Here is a 17,058-nt window from a genome sequence, read left to right as displayed (position 1 = left end):
CGGTCTGTGGAGCGAGAGGCGGAACCCCCTTCGGGTTCCCCTCTCGCGCTCTCCAACCTCCCCGCGTCGAGGGGCTGCCAGCCCCCCGACACCCCCCGGACTTAGCGGCATGGTAGGCGGGAGACTTTGTGGATGGGATGGGTTTATTCCTATAGGGCCTGCACGACGCGTGTCGACTGCGGCAAAGGGGCTTGCTCGCCGTTGGGCTGCGGAGGTTTTCTGAGTGAAGCAGTTCAAAGGTCGCGCAAAACCTGATGGGCAGCGGGTTTTCCCTGGCACCTGATCTAGGATCAACACATCCACCTCGCCGGAGCGTCCGCGGTGCCCCTGAGCGAAGCGATTTTGACTATCCAGGACCGGGACAATCTGCAGCGCGCCGAGAGGTTGTGGCAGCAGCTGCGCAGCCCTGGCCCCCGGGCGGCTGAGGCGGTGGTTTTGCGCAGCACCGGGCGCCTCGGCGCTGTGGATTGGGATGTGATTGTCGCAGGAGGAACCCTCGGCATTATGCTCGCAGCGGCCTTGGCCCGGCGGGGCCTGCGGGTGGCGCTGATCGAACGTGGCGCGCTCGTCGGGCGCGCTCAAGAATGGAACGTCTCGCGGCCGGACCTGGATATCTTTGTCAAGCTGGGGCTGTTGAGTGCCGATGAACTGGAGAGCGCCATCGCCAGCCGCTCCGCCGGTGCCCGGGTCGCCATCGCGGGCGGCACGCCGGTGCCGGTGCAGGGGGTACTCGATGTCGGTGTCGATCCGGTGTACTTGCTTGCGGTGCTCAAGGAGCGCTTTTTGGTGGCGGGCGGTGCCCTTTTCGAGCACGCCCCCTTTGTGCGGGCAGCGGTCCACCCCGACGGCGTGGCTGTGGCGGCAGGGGAGAAGCGCCTTAGCGGCCGGTTGCTCATCGATGCGATGGGCCATTTTTCGCCCATTGTCCGCCAAGCCCGCGGTGCAGCCCGCCCAGACGGCGTCTGCCTGGTGGTGGGCAGTTGCGCCCAGGGCTTCACTGCAGACAACCAAACGGATCTGATCGCCTCGATCACGCCGGTGCTGAACCGCTGCCAGTACCTTTGGGAGGCGTTTCCGGCCCGCGACGGGCGCACCACTTACCTGTTTACCTATCTCGACGCCCACCCGGAGCGCTTGGGATTGGGCGAGTTGTTCGAGGAATATCTGCGCCTGTTGCCCGCCTACCAGGGCACGCCGCTCGACCGGCTGCGCTTTCGGCGGTTGTTGTTTGGGTTGTTCCCGTCCTACCGCCAGGCTCTCGATCTTACCGGGTGGGATCGGATCTTGGCAGTGGGCGACAGCGCCGGCAACCAGTCGCCACTGAGTTTCGGCGGCTTCGGGGCGATGCTCAGGCACCTCGGGCGGCTGGAGGCGGGCACAGCGGAGGCACTGGCCGCCGGCTGCCTGGGCGGGCGGGATCTGCAGCGGCTGCAGCCTTACCAGCCGAATCTGGCGGTGACCTGGCTGTTTCAAAAGGCGATGAGCGTTGGGGTCGAGCAAAACGTGAATCCCGATCGGATCAACCGGCTGCTTGCCACGGTCTTTGCCCAGATGGACGCGTTGGGCGATGGGGTGCTGCGGCCTTTTTTGCAGGATGTGGTGCGTCTCGACGCGCTCAGTGTCACCCTCGCGCGCGTCGCCCTTGTCGATCCGGGTCTGGTGCTTGCCCTGGTGGGCCACCTTGGGCCCGGGGCGCTGGTCGAATGGACGGGGCATTACCTGAACTTGGTGGGCTATACCGCGCTCGATCGCCTGGGTTCAATACTGCACGGCCCGCTCGAAAGCCTGCCGCCCCCGGCGCGCTACCGGGCCAACCGCCGGTTGGAAGCCTGGCGGTACGGTTCGGGCCACGACCTGATGGAGTAGAGCCGGACCCGGCGCGGTTGGGGTATCATGGGCCGCAGCTTCCCGAGGGACGCATGGCATCTGGCGAGGCTACCGGCGGCGGGCTGTTGCCTGGAGCCAAGCGGCTGGTAGAACTGGCTCAGCAAAAACAGCAGCTGAGCGGGCAGCCACATTTGCAGGGCGCGCACTGGTTGCTGGCGCTTCTCGAACGCCACGGAGCAATGGTCGAGACGATGGTGGGCGGCCTTGACGCGGCAAGCCTGGCCGGGCAGTGGCAGAGCCGGTTGGCGCCGGGCGCCGCAGAGACTCCCCTCGAATCCACCGAAGTACTTGAACTGGCCCGCGCCAACGCCGAAGCCCGCGGCCAAAACCGGATCTCCGAGCGGGACATGGCGGCGGTGATCCTGGCGCGCTGCGGCTACCGGCCTGCCGAAACAGACTTGTTGATTGCTATAGAGACGACGGCCGCCCCCCCCGGTTACCGGCCGCGCGCCCGCAAGCCCACTCCCATGCTCGAGCGCTTCGGCCGCGATCTGACCCGCGAAGCGCAGCAGGGACAGCTCAGTGCCTTTGTGGGCCGCGAAGAGGAGGTGCAACTGGTCATCGAGACGCTCTGCCGCCGCACCAAGCGCAACCCGCTGTTGGTCGGACCGGCGGGGGTCGGAAAGACAGCGATCGTCGAGGGGCTCGCCCAGCGGCTGGTGGCTTCCCAGGTGCCGGCGGTGCTGGCCGGTGCGCGGCTTTTTGCCGTGCAGCCTTCGACGCTGGTGGCCGGGACGAGCGTGGTCGGCGAACTGGAAAACCGCTTCAAGGCGCTGCTCAAAGAAGCGTCCCAGGATGGGGTGCTCTTATTTATCGACGAAGTGCACTCGGTCGTCGGGGCGGGGGGACGCGCCGGCACCGACGATGTGGCAAGCCTGCTCAAGCCCGCCCTCGCCCGGGGCGAGATCGCCTGCATCGCCGCCACCACCGACGACGAATTTCGCCGCTATATCGAACCGGACGCCGCCCTTGAGCGGCGCTTTCAGCCCATCCGCATCCAGGAATTGAACGCCGAGCAGACCCTCGCGGTGCTCAGGGCTCTAGCTCATGAACTGGGTCAATTGCGCGGCGTGCAGGTGGGGGAGGCGGCGCTAAGCTGGCTGGTGGATTTTGCCGCCCAGTTTCTGCCCAATCGCCGCTTTCCCGACAAGGCCATCGATTTGCTGGAGCAGTGCGTCGCCTTTGCCGTCGCCCGCGACAAGGGCGCGGTCGACCTTTCCGACGCCACGGCGGTGGCCCGGCGGATGGTGGGGATGCCCGTCGCTGTGGCCGAGAGGCTGACGGCCCTCAGGCGCGAGCTGCCGGGGCGTGTGGCGCTGGTGGAAGAAGATATTCAGGCGCTGGTGGGCCGCCTGAATGTGACTTTGCGCAGCCTCGATCTGCGGCCCGCCCGCCCCAACGCCGCACTGCTGTTGGTCGACCGGGCCGCCGCCCTGGGCGAAGCGCTCGGCGGCGCCCTGGCCGAGTTGCTCTTCGGCAGTGCCGAGCGGGTGATCGCCATCGACTTCGGCAGTTTCACCAGCCCCGCGGATCTCTCCATGCTGTTGGGGGCCCCGCCGGGCTACGTCGGGTATGCCGACACCCTGCCCATCCATCGCCTCGCCCAGATGCCCTGGTGCGTGCTGCGCTGCGACAACGTCCACGCCTGCCACCCCCAGATCCGCGAAGTGTTGGCCCAGGCGCTCGAATCCGGCTTTTTCACCGATGCCCACGGCAAGCGCGCCTACCTGAGCGACGCGGTCGTGCTGATCACCGCCGAAGTGGCGCTCGCCTCCCAACGCAGCCTCGGCTTCGCTGGGGAGCGGCCCGCCGCGGACTCGGAGTCGCCGGGGGTTATCCAATCCGCCAGTGCGGTGCTGGGGGCCGGTTTTGTCGGCCGCTGCGATCTGGTCTTCGCGGCGGCGGCCGGTGTCGATGCCGCCCAACAGCGCTGGCTGCGCGAACGGCTGCTTGCGGATCTTTCGGCGCGCTACCGTCGGCAGGGGCTCGAATTGCACTGGGACGATAGTCTGGTGCAGTGGCTGGCTGACCAACACACCTCCCGCAGCGGCCCGCGCGACTGGGAGCGGTTGGTCGATGAGCGCCTCAGCCCGGCCCTCATCGAATATCTGCCTCCCGGCGAGCAGGTGCGCTCGCTCGTTGTCCGCTTCGAGGCCGGCACCATCCGCACCAACGACTATCAACCCGAGGATCCACAGCGCCATGATGGAATTTGAAACCGAGCCCCAACGTCAGGTTTTCGACAAGATCCTGCCCTGGGTCTACGAAATATTCGGCGAAAAAGCCGTGAATGTCCACGAAGACAAGCCGCTCATCCGCATCTCCTTCGGCTCGGCTTTTGTCGTGGCGAACGTCTATCCGTGGCGCGAGGATGCGGTGATCAACGTCCGCTCCTACGTCGTCACCAACGTCGAGATGGGCGCCGAGCTGATGCGCTTTTTGTTGCGGGAGAACGACGACATGCGCTTCGGCGCCTTCGGCATCGACGAGGAGAACGACATCTTCTTCGAGTACGCCATTGTCGGCTCCACCTGCGACATGCCCGAACTGAAAGCGGCTGTGGGTGCGGTTGCTTTCAGCGCCGACGAGTACGACGATCAGATCGTGGCGCGCTGGGGCGGGGAGCGGGCGGTGGACCGCTAGCCCCAAATTACCCGAGCGGGCCGAGCCGGTCGAGGGGCCAGAAGCGGAAGATGGCCCGGCCGATCACGTTTTGGCGCGGCAGGAAGCCCCAGATGTGCGAGTCGAAGCTGTTGTTGCGGTTGTCGCCCATGACGAAAAACTGGTCGGCGGGCACCTTGACCGGGGGCATGACGTAGGCGGGCGGCTCGGCAATGTATTTTTCGTCGAGCGCTTTGCCGTTGATGAACACCTTGCCCGCTTTGACTTCCACCGTATCGCCCGGCAGCCCGATCACCCGCTTGATGAAGGGCTGGTCGTTGCTGTTGAAGTGGTTCTTGGGCGGGGTGAAAACGATGATCTGACCGCGCTCGGGGGTAGAGAAGTCGTAGGTGATCTTCTCGACCATCAGGCGATCGTTGATGAGCAGCGTCGGCTCCATCGAGCCCGAGGGGATATAAAACGCCTGGGCGGCAAAGGTCTGGATGGTGAAGGTCAACACCAGCGCCACAGCGATGGACTGAATATTCTCGCGCTGGCTTTTGAGAAAGGACCAGAGCTTATTTTCCTCGGGTTGGGGGTTGGGCGGTGAACTCATGAAGCAATGCCGGTAGGACGGTGACACCGATGATCATAGACCATCGGCGGCTCCTGCCCGGACTGCCCTGCCGCCGGACACTACTCTTTAAGCTCCACCTGCAGGCCCGGCAACCCTTCGAGCTTCTGCTCGGCGGGCTGCTCACCGTCCTGGGGCGTGTCGATCAGCACGTTCAGGGCACCGGCCAGGCACTCGATTTCCATGGGGGTTGTCCCCACCAGTTCGCCGTCGACCATCAGCTCCTGAGGGGGATCGGCGACGATGCGCACTTTGCGGGCGCGCAGGAAACCGACGTTCTCGCGCTGGGCAGGCTGATCGCGCAGGGCCGTCCACAGCAGGTGATAGCCGGTGGTTACCGCCTCGACCAGACCGCTTGCGGCGATGATCGTAATGTCCAGTTCCCCGTCTTCGGGCTGGACCGCCGCCGGTCCCTGGGCAAGCACGGAAGTGGGCGGCGCTAGGTTGGCCACGGTCACCGCCACCGCCTTGCAGGTGATCAGTTGCTCTTCGGTCTCGAGGGTGACGGTGAATTGTTCGAGATCTTGAAGCTGCTGCAACCCGGAAAGAATATAGGCCAGCACACCCAGGGCGTTTTTGCTCTCGCGGGAGGCAGAGCCGATGGTGCGCGCCCCGTAGCCGATTCCGGCATGCAGGATCATCGGCTGGCCGTTGCAGCGGGCGATGTCGATGCGGCGGGTGCGCTCCTGGAGGATCACCCGGCAGGCGGAGGGCAGGTCCTGGGGCAGCTGCAGAGCCAGGGCCACCGAGTTGGCCGTACCGCGCGGAATGATTCCAAGCGCCGCGGGGCTGCCTGCCACCGCCCCGGCCACCGCTGAGAGCGTCCCGTCTCCGCCCGAGGCAATCACGATCTCCGCTCCGCAGGCGAGCGCCTCGCGGGCAAGGGCGTCTGCTTCCTGCTCAGGACCGGTCAAAAGCACGTGTAGATCGTATTTTTCTTGAAGGGTCTGCTCGATGAGACTGAGATCGGTCTCACCGTTGCCACGCCCGGCAACCGGATTGAAAATTAGCCAGGCTCTTCTCTTCATGATTGATCCCGTAAACGGTTTACCGGTCTTGTTCACAAGCCTCCCTCCACAGCTGTCCATCTGCATCCGACCTTGGAGGGAATTCTGATCCCCGCCTCTGAAGCGGTAGGCTATGGAAGATTTGCCCCGGGAGCGGTGCTTTGCGAAAGCCGGTCATCCACGACCAAGACGGTCACGCCGACGATCTGGTCGCCACATTGCTGTTGGCGCTCTACCCGGCTGTGGATCTGAGGGCCGTCGTCGTCAACAGCGGAGACTGTATCCCCCAGGTTTCCGCCGCCGTTCTGGCGGCCCTGCTCGATCGCCTGGGAAAAGGCGCGGTGCCGGTGGCCTGGCAGCACCATGCCCTGCCCCATCCCTTTCCCACCGCCTGGCAGCGCGAGAGCCTCAACTATCTGCGGGCCTTTCCGGAAGCCGAACGGTACTACCCGGCCGCCGCCGGCACGCGGCTGCTCACCGAGACGATCCTGGCGGCGGGCGAACCGGTGACTTTGCTGGTCACCGGCCCCTGCACGAATCTGGCGGCGGCTCTGCGCGCCGCTCCCGAGATTGCCCGGCACCTGGAGCGGGTGGTGTTGATGGCCGGGGGCCTGGAGGCGGGCGGCAACGTCGCAGGCGAGCAAGACCATGACGGCAGCGCCGAGTGGAATCTTTACTGCGACCCTCCTGCCGCCGCCTACTGCCTGCAGGCCGGGCTCGCCCTGGACTTTGTCAGCCTCGATGTCACCAATTTTGTACCGATGACCGCCCGCTTCGTGGAGACACTGCGCTCGCGCGGCGGCGCCTGCCGCCTTGCCGCCGAACTGCTCGCAGGCGTCGAGCAGCAGAACTATTTTTTCTGGGACACCCTGGCCGCTCTGCTGACCTGCGAGCCCGACTTTTTGCCCCGCGGGCGCCGGACGCTCACCGTGCGCACCGACCCACCCGCCGCGGGACGGCTCGAAAAAACCGCCTCGGGTGTACCCGCGCGGGTCTTCGAGCCCGATGCCGACGTGGAAAGCCTGGGAGCGCGGGTGGAGGTGCGGGTGGCCGAAATTTTGAGCGCCCTCTAGCCGTAGAGCCGCTTGAAGACGGCGACGGTCCGCTCCACTCCCGCGTCATCGATATCAAGGTGGGTGACCAACCGCAGACGCCGGGGACCAAAGACACTCACCCGCACGCCGTGGGCGGTCAGATCCGCCGCCACCGCCGCCGCCGTGCAATCCGCGTGCACATCCACCATCACGATGTTGGTGTGCACAGCGTCGAGCTCGACATCGAAGGCGTTGAGATCTTTTAGGTGGACGGCCAACTGCCGTGCCCGGCGATGATCGTCCGCGAGGCGCTCGATGTGGTGATCGAGGGCGTACAGACCGGCAGCCGCCAGAAAACCCACCTGGCGCATGCCTCCGCCAAAGGCCTTACGCAGGCGTGTCGCCTGGGCGATGAAATCGGCTTTGCCGGCGAGCACCGAGCCCGCCGGACACCCGAGGCCCTTGGAAAGACAAAAGTAGACCGAATCAAAGGGTGCCGCCAGCGTCGCCGGACTGTGGGAACCGGCGACGCTGGCGTTCAATAGCCGGGCACCGTCGAGGTGCATGGGGATGCCCGCGGCGCCGGCGACGGCGGCGATTTGTTCGATGACGTCCTGGGGATAGACCGTGCCGCCGCCGCGGTTGTGGGTATTCTCGAGCAGAATCAAGCCCGTGGGCGGTTCGTGCAACTCGATGGGGCGGACGGCGGAGCGCACCTGCTGGGCACTCAGGACCCCGTGGCGGCCGTCGAGGGGATGGAGTTGCACGCCGCCCAGGTGGCTTGCCCCGGCCCGCTCGTAATTGAACACATGGCAGTCGCGATCACAGATGATTTCTTGGCCGGGGCGGGTATGGGTGGCGATGGCCACCTGGTTGCACATCGTGCCGCTCGGAAAAAATAGCCCCTTTTCTTTGCCGAGCAGGTGGGCGACACGCTCCTGGAGGCGGTTGACGGTCGGATCTTCGCCGTAGACATCGTCCCCGACTTCGGCTTCGAACATGGCGGCGCGCATCGCCCGGGTCGGTCGGGTCACCGTGTCGCTGCGCAGATCGACAACCGGGTCGGGCATACCTTGTACTCCTTGGTACTTATACATCCTAGCGACTCGGGACCTAAACCAGAAGAAAGATGCTGCCCCCTGGCAAAGGGGGCTAATATGGCAAGTAGGTTCCGTGGCGTGGGGATCAATACCTACCGATGCCCGATAGGGATTGGCAGGGGTTCTAGAGTCGAGAGAACCGTATAAACTTTCTGGCTGAGGCTACCGATGCTGCTCCACCTTCTGTACCTGTTGTGTTTTCTCCTCCTGGGCACCCTGGCGTTCTACACCATGGCGACGGGCTGGCGGCAGAAGCAGCAGGGCAGAGCCAACCGCATTCAGCCCCACCCTGAATTGCTTGACCGCAACGGCCGGGTGATCAAAGACTCGCTGCTGGTGGTGCGTGTCACCCCCCGCGACACCGACATCCGCAGCCGCCTCGAAGCTTTGTACAACCGTTCTCCCGACGACGAACGCCGCGACCGCTAGCCGCCTTCGACAAGCTGGGACCAATCGAAGCCCACAGAAGGACTGCGCAGTAGGCGCCAACGTTTAAAGGTTTGAAATTTTTCAATAATTTCCACTGCCCACCGGTTTCCCAAGTCCGGCAGGAAGACATCGCCCGTGTGCAAGCCGGGGATCAAACTCAGGTAAAGGGTATCTAGCTGGTCGGCGGTTTGGGCGTACACCGAAGCGCCGCCAATCACGAACAGGCGTTCGACAGGCAGAGCAAGCGCCTGATCCGGTGAGCAAATATAGCGGACCGTTGGAAAGGACGGTCCGCGTCTGGCCGTCAGCACATAATGTTCGCGCTCGGGCAAAGGTTTGCCTCGGCGGGCGAGGATGCTCTCGAAGGTTCGGCGGCCCATCAGCAAAGGTTGGCCCCAGGTCAGTGCTTTGAACGCACTAAGATCTTCCGGGCAGTGCCAGGGTAGACCATCGCCCCGTCCGATTAGGCGGCGACTGTCCATGGCTACGACGGCGATCAATTCCATGGGCAAGTTCAACACTGGTCCGATAGGCTTCCCCCTTGCCGCCCAATGCCGAATCTCCAGCGATAGAGCAGCGGGGTTGCAACAACGCCAAGCCGAAAGCGATGTATTTATTGTAGGCGGAAAGCATCGAGTCCCCTGGTAGTAGCGATCTCCACAATCGCCACAGTCTAAATCGTGTTAAGAAGGAGCATCGGTTTGTACAGGAGTGTCCCGGTGGAAATTTCGCGCCGCGCCGCGTTGCAGGGGTTGAGTTGGTGGGCTGGTGTAGCGGCGGTTGCCCCCCCGGCACTGTGGGCCGCCGAGGTGCGCCGGGTCTCCTCGGTGCAGGGCGTGGGCGTCCCGGCCGGCACGGTGCGCTTGCTCTACAACGAAAATCCCCTCGGGCCTTCGCCTCTGGCGCTCAAAGCGGCTTCAGAGGCGCTGGACGGCTGCAACCGCTACCCGATGGCGACGGTTTTCTCGCTGCTTGAGGGGATCTGCGCGCTCCACGGCCTGAGTCTTGCTTCGCCCGGCAGTGCCGCGGATCTCGGTGCGCTGTTTGAGGCTTTTGAAGCGAGTTCGGTATTGCTCGGGGCCGGTTCTTCGGAGATCCTGCAGGCGGTGGCCCTGGCCTGGGGCCTCGATGGGGGCGAATTTGTCGAAGCGTCCCCCGGTTACGGCGCGGTGGGCTCCGCCGCCCAGAGCATGTTGGGCGAGCGGGTCCGGCGGGTGGCTGTACCGCTCACGCCCGAGTACCGCCACGACGTGGAGGCGATGGCGGGAGCCGTGACCCCCAGGACCCGGGTGGTCGTCATCACCAACCCCAACAATCCCACCGGCACCGCCCTTACCCTGGCCGAGATCACCCGCCTGGCCGACCGCCTCGATCCAAAGACCCTGCTGGTGGTCGACGAAGCCTACATCGACTTTGCCGAGTCGCCCGGGGTGATGAGCGCCATGGGCCTTGCCGCGAGCCGGCCCAACGTGCTGGTCACCCGCACCTTCTCCAAAATCCACGGCCTGGCGGGGCTCAGGCTCGGTTACGCGGTCGCATCCCAACCGGTGCGCGAGCGGTTGCGCCCTTACCTGCTCAACATGCTGGGGGTGAACACCGCCGTTGTGGCCGCCGCCGCCGCTTCCCTCGCCGACGCCGACTACCTGATGCGCTCACGCCAGGTCGCTGTGGCCGCCCGTACCCAACTGCTGGCCAAACTGCCCGAATTCGGCCTGAAGCCCGTGCCCGGCGACGCGCCCTTTGTCTGGGCCAAAGTCCAAGGCGACTGCGGCCCGCTGGTTCAGAAACTGGCCCGCGCCGATGTACTGATTGCAGGCGGCCAGCGCTGGCAGCTACCCGGCTATGTGCGCATCTCCACGGGTCTACCGGCGGAGATGGACATGCTCTTTGCCACCCTCGGAGCGAAGGCGTAGCACCCATTAATGCATAGACAAGCGGTACTGTTCTGCGCGCTGGTCGGCGTGCATCTGTTGGGATCGATCCTACTGGAGCAAGCGATGGCGGCGGAGCCGGCGGGCGAATGGCAAACCCGGGCGGAGGCGACAAACTACCGCCGCACCAGCCGCTACGACGAAGATATTGCCTACGCCCAGCGCCTTGCGGCGGCTTCGCCGCTGGTGCAGTTGCAATTGTTGGGCAAAAGCCCCGAGGGCCGGGCTATCCCAGTGCTGGTGGTCTCCAAGGACAAAGCATTCACCCCCGAAGCGGCCCGGGCGACGGGCAAAGACATCGTGCTGGTCAACGCCGCCATCCACCCCGGCGAGATCCCGGGCAAGGACGCCGGTTTCGCTTTTGTGCGGGATCTGGTGATCTCAGGCAAACACGCGGCCCTGCTCGACGGGGCGATCTTAGTCTTTATTCCGGTCTTCGGCGTCGATGGCCACGAGCGCTTCGGCCCCTACACCCGGATCAACCAGAACGGTCCCGAGGAATCGGGCTGGCGCACCACCGCCCAGAACCTCAATCTCAACCGCGACTTTCTCAAAGCCGACACCCCTGAGATGCGCGTCTGGCTCAATGTCTTTGAGCGCTATCTGCCGGATCTGATTGTCGATACCCACGACACCGACGGCGCCGACTACCAGTACAACCTCACCTACGGCCTGGAGACGGGGGCGAGCCTGGATCCGGCGCTGGTGGCCTGGCAAAAAGTGGCCTTCGAAGGCGAAATCTTTCCGGCCGTGGCGGGGCGCGGTCATGTCGTCTCGCCCTACATCATCCTGCGCGACAGCAAAGATGTCTCCAAAGGCATTACCCAGGATCCTTCCGAGCCGCGCTTCTCCACCGGCTACGGCGCCCTCCAGAACCGCCCGACCCTGCTGGTGGAAACCCACATGCTCAAGGACTACAAAAGCCGGGTGACGGCCACCTACGACCTGCTGGTGGAGATTTTTGCCCACCTGAAGCGCTATCCGAGCGAGCTACGCACCCTGGTTGCCCGCGTCGACGAACAGACCGTCGCCCGCGGCCGGCGCTACGACCCGAATTTTCGCTACCCGCTGACCTTCAAGCTCAGCGAGCACAGCCGACCGTTTCAATTTCAAGGATTCGAAACGACCCTTGAACTGAGTGCTGTCTCCGGCAGTACCTGGTTGCGCTACGAGCCTACCAAACCGAAGACCTTCACCATTCCCCTGTTTGACGAGGCGACGGTCGAAAAGGCCGTGGCACCGCCGCTTGCCTACGTGGTGCCAGTCTCGCTCACGGAGGTGATCGACAAGATCAAAGCCCATGGGCTGCGCCACCGGACCCTGGATGGCCCGAGTACCCTCACCGTCGAGACCTACGAATTTAGCGCTCCGGTCTGGGAAGCCGCGCCCTTCGAGGGCCGCATCCGGCTCAAAGATTTTAAGCTCACCCCCATCCGGCGCCAGATCACCTATCCGGCCGGATCGCTGGTTGTCCCCCTCGACCAGCGCGCCGCCAACGTCGCAATTCATTTACTCGAACCACAGGGTCCCGACTCGCTCTTGCAATGGGGTTTCCTCGACGCCATCTTCGAGCAAAAGGAGTACGCAGAAGCTTACGTGATGGAGAAGATGGCCCGCGAGATGCTCGCGCGCGACCCGAAGCTCAAAGCCGAGTTCGAGCGCAAGGTTTCGGAGGAATCGGCCTTCGCCGCAAGCCCCGAGGCGCGGCTCGAATTTTTCTATCGCCGTACCCCCTACTGGGACGATCGGTACAACATCTACCCAATCGGCCGGCTCACCGCGCCGGAGAATTTGCCGAAGTAGTCTGCAACGCTTGCCCTGGGTGGGTGTCTTCTTATACTGAGAGCGACTTGCAGCAGGAGCAGGGCAATGGTGACCCGCGAACGCGATCCGAAAACTGGCAAGGTGACCTTCAAAGGGACGCCGGGCAACGACAATATCCGGGTGAGCAACCGGCGCAACACTGCCGGTGAAGTGGACGGCCTTCTGGTGATCGTGCTCGATGCCCACGGCAAAGAGTGCGAGCGCTTCTCTTTGGACCGCGAAGAATTCAAAGACGGCCTGTGCATCCGCGGTGGAGCGGGCGACGACATTATTCAGGTGGACGAAGATGTCGAATTCGACCTCGAACTGTACGGCGAGGAGGGCAATGACCTGATTATCGGCGGCGCGGGCAACGACCTCATCGATGGCGGCCCCGGCAACGACCGGCTGTACGGCGGCGAAGGCAACGACACCATCCACGGCGGCGATGGGGATGATTTGATTGACGGCGGCCCCGGTGACGATAAACTTTACGGCGGCGCGGGCAACGACAAAATCCTGGGCGGCCCCGGCAACGATTTGTTGGATGGCGGTCCCGGCGACGACTGTTTGGTGGGTGGCCCGGGCGACGATATTTTGATTGGCGGGGAAGACAACGACCGGCTATTTGGCGGCGAAGGCATGGACCAGCTTATCGGTGGTACGGGCAAAGACATCGTCCATGCCGATCTGAGCGACCTGCCCGTGCAGCGCGGCAACGACGAACAGGACACGGTGCACATCGATCGCGGCTGAATGGTGCAGCGCACGCTGCGCTGAAATATTTTTTCGGAGGTACTTCGGGCAACAAGTAATCATTCGCACCGAATTTGAGAACAACCGCTAGGCAGAATCAGGAGTACTTAAATAGCAGCGGCGACGGCTGCTGCGATCTCCTCCATAGTTTTTGCAGGCAACTTTCCCAGCTTCTTGCGAAATCGCTCCAGGGCAAGTGATCGCACCTGGAGCGCATCGACGGCGGATTCGTTGTCGAGACCGTTCATTGCATCTGGTGTGAGCCGAATATGCCAGATGTTCTTTTCAAAGTGAGGTTTCCAGCTGGTGATGGGCGCGACCAGCTTGGTTGAAGGTCAACCAGCCACACCTCGCCCCGCCGTTGCCGCTCACCGGCCACACCATGACGGGTCACGGCCACCGCCGCGACTGCCCGCTCGGCAGGGGCGTAGGCCACAGCCGAAATGCCGTCGAAGCCCTCGCGGGTTTCGATGTCGAGCACATGCACAAAATGCTCCTCCAGCACGCCGACGACACTGGCGATCGGAGCCTGACCCAATTGCCATAGCTTGCGCAATTGCTCCGCCGCCTGTTCGGCTTGCTCGATAGAGTCAATGCTCCACTCCAGCACGGGCAATACCGGGTTGGCCGCAGGATGCAATAGGCGCTGCAGGCGGACCCGCTCCTCCAGATCCCGGCGGATCCGATTTTCGATGTGCTCTTGATCCCGTTTTGGCAGTCTGGAGGCTTTGCGGTAGGCGATGAATTTGACATCCACTTCCGGGTCGCTGAATAGGTATACGGCTTTGACCCCTGGGGCCTAGGCCAGTCAGTTCATGACCCGGAGCGAGGGCCGTGCGCGCCCCTGCTCGTACTTCGAAAGTGCTTGCTTGGTGACCACTCCCCCAACTCGGCAGCCAGGGCTTCCAAAGTTAACCCGCGAGCCAGACGCAACTGCTTGAGTCGCTGACTGTTCATAAGATGCTGTACTTGAATGTCGCTTTGGTTGACAACCAGATTAAGTTTTAACCTGTTTGTCAACCGAGGTGTGCATCGTTGAGAGGGCAACCGCCTCCAGAGCAGGTTTCAGGCGTCAGGGTGAAACCTGCCCTCTGGAGAGGGTTGGCGGTGGTTTGGCTGCGCGGCGGGCAACCCCAAACTGCTCTGGAAAGTCAAGTTACATAAAGCGAAAAACTAGGTAGAACCTCTTCCCCCGACAGCACCACAGGCATCGGCACGGCTGCGGCCCCTTGCCCCTGGCGGTAAATGTAGACCTTTCGATTCTGAGGATCGATGAGCCAGCCCAAGCGCAGCCCGCTGTCGAGATATTCCTGCATCTTTGCCTGGAGCGGTTCGAGTCTGTCTGTGCGTGAGCGTAGCTCGATGACGAAATCCGGACAGAGGGGTGGAAAGGCTTCCTGCTGCTCCGCTGTGAGGGTTTCCCAGCGCTCCAGCCGCACCCAGGCGGCGTCGGGGGAGCGATCTCCGCCGCCTGGAAGGCTGAAGATCGTCGAGGAGCTGAACACTTTTCCCAAACGGACCTCGCGATTCCAGAGGTTCAAGTCCGTGATCAGGTCCGCCTCGCGTCCGCCGCTCACACCACCGACGGGTGCCACGATGATCAACTCCCCGCTTGCCGACCGCTCCAACTGTACGTCGCGGTTGAGCCGGCACAACTGGTAAAACTGTTCACGTCCAAGCTGGATGACCGGGTCGAGGGTCAGGGTGACAGAAACCATAGGAAGCTTTGCGACAAGTAGCTTGATCCTAGCGGAAGCTCCCGATGTGCAGTGCGTCAGGACGTGAAGTAACGCCGACACATCTGCTGAAGTCGCTCCCAGGCACGTTTGCGTATACTCTCGGGGCTCACGATCAAGCACTCAGGACCGTAAGGGAAAACTTCGCGCAAAAACCAAAAACTCGAAATGACCCGGCGAACGACCCGCCGCACAGGCTGTCCTTCCAACCATTCACAGAGGGCATCTTCCGGGCGGGGAAGATAGGCGTGGGCCAGGCGATCGTATAGATGCATTTCTGCCTCGATGGTGTCCGGTCCCACGCGCCATCCTCCGGAAGCAGGCACTATCTCGACACCCTGCAACCGGTCCAGCCTGAGGCTCCAGTTGTGGGAAAGTTCCGGGATCTCCTCGTTGCCCTCACACTCTTCGCTCCAGATCTCCAGATACAGTCGCTTCTCCCGAAAGCGCACGCGGGCATAGCGGACTGTGAACTGCCAGGAACGTTCGGCGGCATCCTGATAGAGCAGTCGAAACGGCTGGGCTCGGCGGATGTGGTGGTCGATAATTGCGCGCCAGGATACTTGAGAACCGACAAAACGCGCTTCCAACTCGCTGCGCAAAGGCCCGCTCACTTCGCCCCGCTCCAGCAGCAAACGCCCCAGCACGCCGGCCGCATCGGACTCTCCGATATCCAGAAGCACGTTTGCAGCCTGCACCAGTGCCCGCACCCGCTCCTCCGGCCAATCCGCGTTGCGGGCGACGAGCAATCGGCGCTGGGCAATATCTTTGACCAGCTGGGTAATATTGGGTCGCTCCCCCCAGAGCGTCCCAAGTTCCAACGCCAAGGCTTCTAGTCGCGCTTTATCCGTCTCTCCCAACGAAAGCGTAATCGTCTGTTGCTTGCGGCTCATCGCGTCCTCTTATTCCAGAGAGTGTCCGTGTACTTTGGCTTGCAACGGCTGAATTTCCTGTGAGATGCTGAAAGTAATCCAGGAGTTTCCGTGCATGTCCGACACCCTTCTGTTAAAGCCCGTCTTCTCACGCCCCGCCACCACTTTACCCAAAGGGATACAGTTACCACCCGGCTGGCAACACCTGGCCTGGCATCAGGCACAGACCCTGCTCGCGTTGGACGATCCCGAAGTGGACATCATCGTGAACACGGCGATGACCGGCGACGGCAAGAGCCTGGCTGCCTACCTGGGCGTGCTGACGCGGAGGCTGGAGACGATCGGCCTGTATCCGACGAATGAACTTGCCCGGGACCAGGAAGGGCAGGTGCGCGGGTACATCCGGCAGTTTGCACCGAGCTGGGAACCGCGGCTGGTGCGGCTGAGCGGCCCGGAACTGGAGGTTTATGCCCGCGAGGCAGGTCTCAGAAAAGGAACGGTGTTGTCGGGCCTGGGTGCCCAGCGCGAAGTGCTGCTGACCAACCCGGATATTTTCCATTACCTGCACCGGGGCGCGTACATTACGCAGAAGGATAGCCCGGATAGGCTGTGGCAGCGCTTCGACAGCGACTTCGAGCTATTATTCCACGTCTTTGGGCCGCCCCAGGTGGCCGCCGTGCTCAACACACTGCTGCTGATGCGCTGCACGATGGGGCGCAAAAAGTTTATGTTCCTGTCGGCGACACCGGATCCGCAGTTGATTGAACGGTTGCGGCTGGCGGGGTTCAACGTTCGCGAGATCGATCCGAAGGCGGCCGATTGCTACCGTTCGCCCGAAGACGAGGCCGAGGCACAAGCGCTTGCAGCCCAGGGTTGGCGGCGGGTGAGCCGGGGGTTGGAACTGGAATTTATCCGTCTTGAGCCCTCGCCCCGCGCCTCGGAGGCGTGGCTGCGGGAGAATGCACCCCAGATCCTGGAGTACTTCCGGGTCCATTCCGGCAGCCGGGGGGCAATCATCCTCAACTCCATTGCCTCGGTAAAGCGACTGCTGCCCCATTTCCAAGCGGTCTTTGCGACGGCGGGACTCACTGTGCGCGAGAACACCGGCCTCACCGGAGCGACAGCGCGGCGTGCATCCTTGGAAGCCGATCTTGTGACGGGCACGAGCACAATCGATGTGGGCGTCGATTTCAAGATCAATTTCCTGATTTTTGAGTCGTCGGATGCGGGCAATTTTATCCAACGCCTTGGTCGCCTCGGTCGCCATG

General features: G+C 63.4%; 16 protein-coding genes and 1 pseudogene. 9 read left to right on the top strand and 8 right to left on the bottom strand.

Annotated elements, in window-relative coordinates:
• Positions 1 to 321 precede the first annotated feature (321 nt).
• From GLL_RS12835 to GLL_RS12825, 3 genes are read left to right on the top strand one after another with little or no spacing between them, the layout of a single operon-like run.
• Positions 322 to 1,866 (top strand): FAD-dependent oxidoreductase, encoded by a 1,545-nt coding sequence (locus GLL_RS12835; RefSeq protein ID WP_011142479.1) that lies wholly within the window; start codon positions 322 to 324, stop codon positions 1,864 to 1,866.
• Between the two features lie 53 nt (positions 1,867 to 1,919).
• The gene (locus GLL_RS12830; protein WP_011142478.1) at positions 1,920 to 4,103 is read left to right on the top strand and encodes an AAA family ATPase; all 2,184 of its coding nucleotides are present in this window, start codon (positions 1,920 to 1,922) and stop codon (positions 4,101 to 4,103) included.
• Positions 4,093 to 4,530 (top strand): T3SS (YopN, CesT) and YbjN peptide-binding chaperone 1, encoded by a 438-nt coding sequence (locus GLL_RS12825; RefSeq protein WP_164929688.1) that lies wholly within the window; start codon positions 4,093 to 4,095, stop codon positions 4,528 to 4,530. The genes GLL_RS12830 and GLL_RS12825 overlap by 11 nt, the downstream gene beginning before the upstream one ends.
• A gap of 7 nt (positions 4,531 to 4,537) precedes the next feature.
• Here the strand turns inward: GLL_RS12825 and lepB are convergent, their stop codons facing one another.
• Together lepB and GLL_RS12815 are read right to left on the bottom strand one after the other, a co-directional pair.
• On the bottom strand, positions 4,538 to 5,131 hold the full coding sequence (gene lepB, locus GLL_RS12820; protein WP_011142476.1) for a signal peptidase I: 594 nt from the start codon (positions 5,129 to 5,131) through the stop codon (positions 4,538 to 4,540).
• Between the two features lie 53 nt (positions 5,132 to 5,184).
• Positions 5,185 to 6,150, bottom strand: a complete 966-nt coding sequence (locus GLL_RS12815; RefSeq protein WP_011142475.1) for a YegS/Rv2252/BmrU family lipid kinase — start codon at positions 6,148 to 6,150, stop codon at positions 5,185 to 5,187.
• Positions 6,151 to 6,290: 140 nt separating this feature from the next.
• Between GLL_RS12815 and GLL_RS12810 the strand changes: the two genes are divergently transcribed.
• Positions 6,291 to 7,202, top strand: a complete 912-nt coding sequence (locus tag GLL_RS12810; RefSeq protein ID WP_011142474.1) for a nucleoside hydrolase — start codon at positions 6,291 to 6,293, stop codon at positions 7,200 to 7,202.
• Here the strand turns inward: GLL_RS12810 and GLL_RS12805 are convergent.
• Positions 7,199 to 8,233, bottom strand: coding sequence for a threonine aldolase family protein (locus GLL_RS12805; RefSeq protein WP_011142473.1), 1,035 nt, complete (start codon positions 8,231 to 8,233; stop codon positions 7,199 to 7,201). The two genes, GLL_RS12810 and GLL_RS12805, sit on opposite strands and share 4 nt — an antisense overlap.
• 198 nt (positions 8,234 to 8,431) lie before the next feature.
• Here GLL_RS12805 and GLL_RS12800 point away from each other — a divergent pair, with 198 nt between their 5' ends.
• A complete protein-coding gene (locus GLL_RS12800) occupies positions 8,432 to 8,692 on the top strand; it encodes a DUF2973 domain-containing protein (RefSeq protein WP_011142472.1) in 261 nt (86 codons plus the stop codon).
• Here GLL_RS12800 and GLL_RS12795 read toward each other — a convergent pair.
• Complete coding sequence (locus tag GLL_RS12795; RefSeq protein ID WP_011142471.1) at positions 8,689 to 9,198, bottom strand: dihydrofolate reductase; 510 nt, start codon at positions 9,196 to 9,198, stop codon at positions 8,689 to 8,691. The genes GLL_RS12800 and GLL_RS12795 overlap by 4 nt on opposite strands.
• A 213-nt stretch (positions 9,199 to 9,411) precedes the next feature.
• On the opposite strand from GLL_RS12795, the gene GLL_RS12790 reads away from it, so the two are divergent.
• From GLL_RS12790 to GLL_RS12780, 3 genes are all read left to right on the top strand, one after another.
• A complete protein-coding gene (locus tag GLL_RS12790) occupies positions 9,412 to 10,605 on the top strand; it encodes a pyridoxal phosphate-dependent aminotransferase (RefSeq protein ID WP_164929023.1) in 1,194 nt (397 codons plus the stop codon).
• Between the two features lie 9 nt (positions 10,606 to 10,614).
• Positions 10,615 to 12,426, top strand: coding sequence for a M14 family metallopeptidase (locus tag GLL_RS12785; protein ID WP_011142469.1), 1,812 nt, complete (start codon positions 10,615 to 10,617; stop codon positions 12,424 to 12,426).
• 66 nt (positions 12,427 to 12,492) lie between these two features.
• The gene (locus tag GLL_RS12780; RefSeq protein ID WP_011142468.1) at positions 12,493 to 13,182 is read left to right on the top strand and encodes a calcium-binding protein; all 690 of its coding nucleotides are present in this window, start codon (positions 12,493 to 12,495) and stop codon (positions 13,180 to 13,182) included.
• Between the two features lie 107 nt (positions 13,183 to 13,289).
• On the opposite strand, the gene GLL_RS12775 is transcribed toward GLL_RS12780, so the two are convergent.
• From GLL_RS12775 to GLL_RS12760, 4 genes are all read right to left on the bottom strand, one after another.
• The gene (locus GLL_RS12775) at positions 13,290 to 13,451 is read right to left on the bottom strand and encodes a type II toxin-antitoxin system PemK/MazF family toxin (protein ID WP_231848453.1); all 162 of its coding nucleotides are present in this window, start codon (positions 13,449 to 13,451) and stop codon (positions 13,290 to 13,292) included.
• The gene (locus GLL_RS12770; RefSeq protein WP_011142466.1) at positions 13,427 to 13,939 is read right to left on the bottom strand and encodes a hypothetical protein; all 513 of its coding nucleotides are present in this window, start codon (positions 13,937 to 13,939) and stop codon (positions 13,427 to 13,429) included. Before GLL_RS12770 ends, GLL_RS12775 begins: the two co-directional genes overlap by 25 nt.
• Before the next feature lie 394 nt (positions 13,940 to 14,333).
• Positions 14,334 to 14,900, bottom strand: a complete 567-nt coding sequence (locus tag GLL_RS12765; protein WP_011142465.1) for a Uma2 family endonuclease — start codon at positions 14,898 to 14,900, stop codon at positions 14,334 to 14,336.
• Between the two features lie 56 nt (positions 14,901 to 14,956).
• Positions 14,957 to 15,811, bottom strand: a complete 855-nt coding sequence (locus tag GLL_RS12760) for a WYL domain-containing protein (RefSeq protein WP_011142464.1) — start codon at positions 15,809 to 15,811, stop codon at positions 14,957 to 14,959.
• A gap of 64 nt (positions 15,812 to 15,875) precedes the next feature.
• Here GLL_RS12760 and cas3 point away from each other — a divergent pair.
• Positions 15,876 to 17,039: pseudogene (cas3, locus tag GLL_RS23735) on the top strand (type I-D CRISPR-associated helicase Cas3'); the annotation flags it as partial.
• Positions 17,040 to 17,058 lie beyond the last annotated feature (19 nt).

The organism is Gloeobacter violaceus PCC 7421, from assembly GCF_000011385.1.
Classification (GTDB): domain Bacteria; phylum Cyanobacteriota; class Cyanobacteriia; order Gloeobacterales; family Gloeobacteraceae; genus Gloeobacter; species Gloeobacter violaceus.
This window is presented reverse-complemented; position numbering and strand designations above follow the sequence as displayed.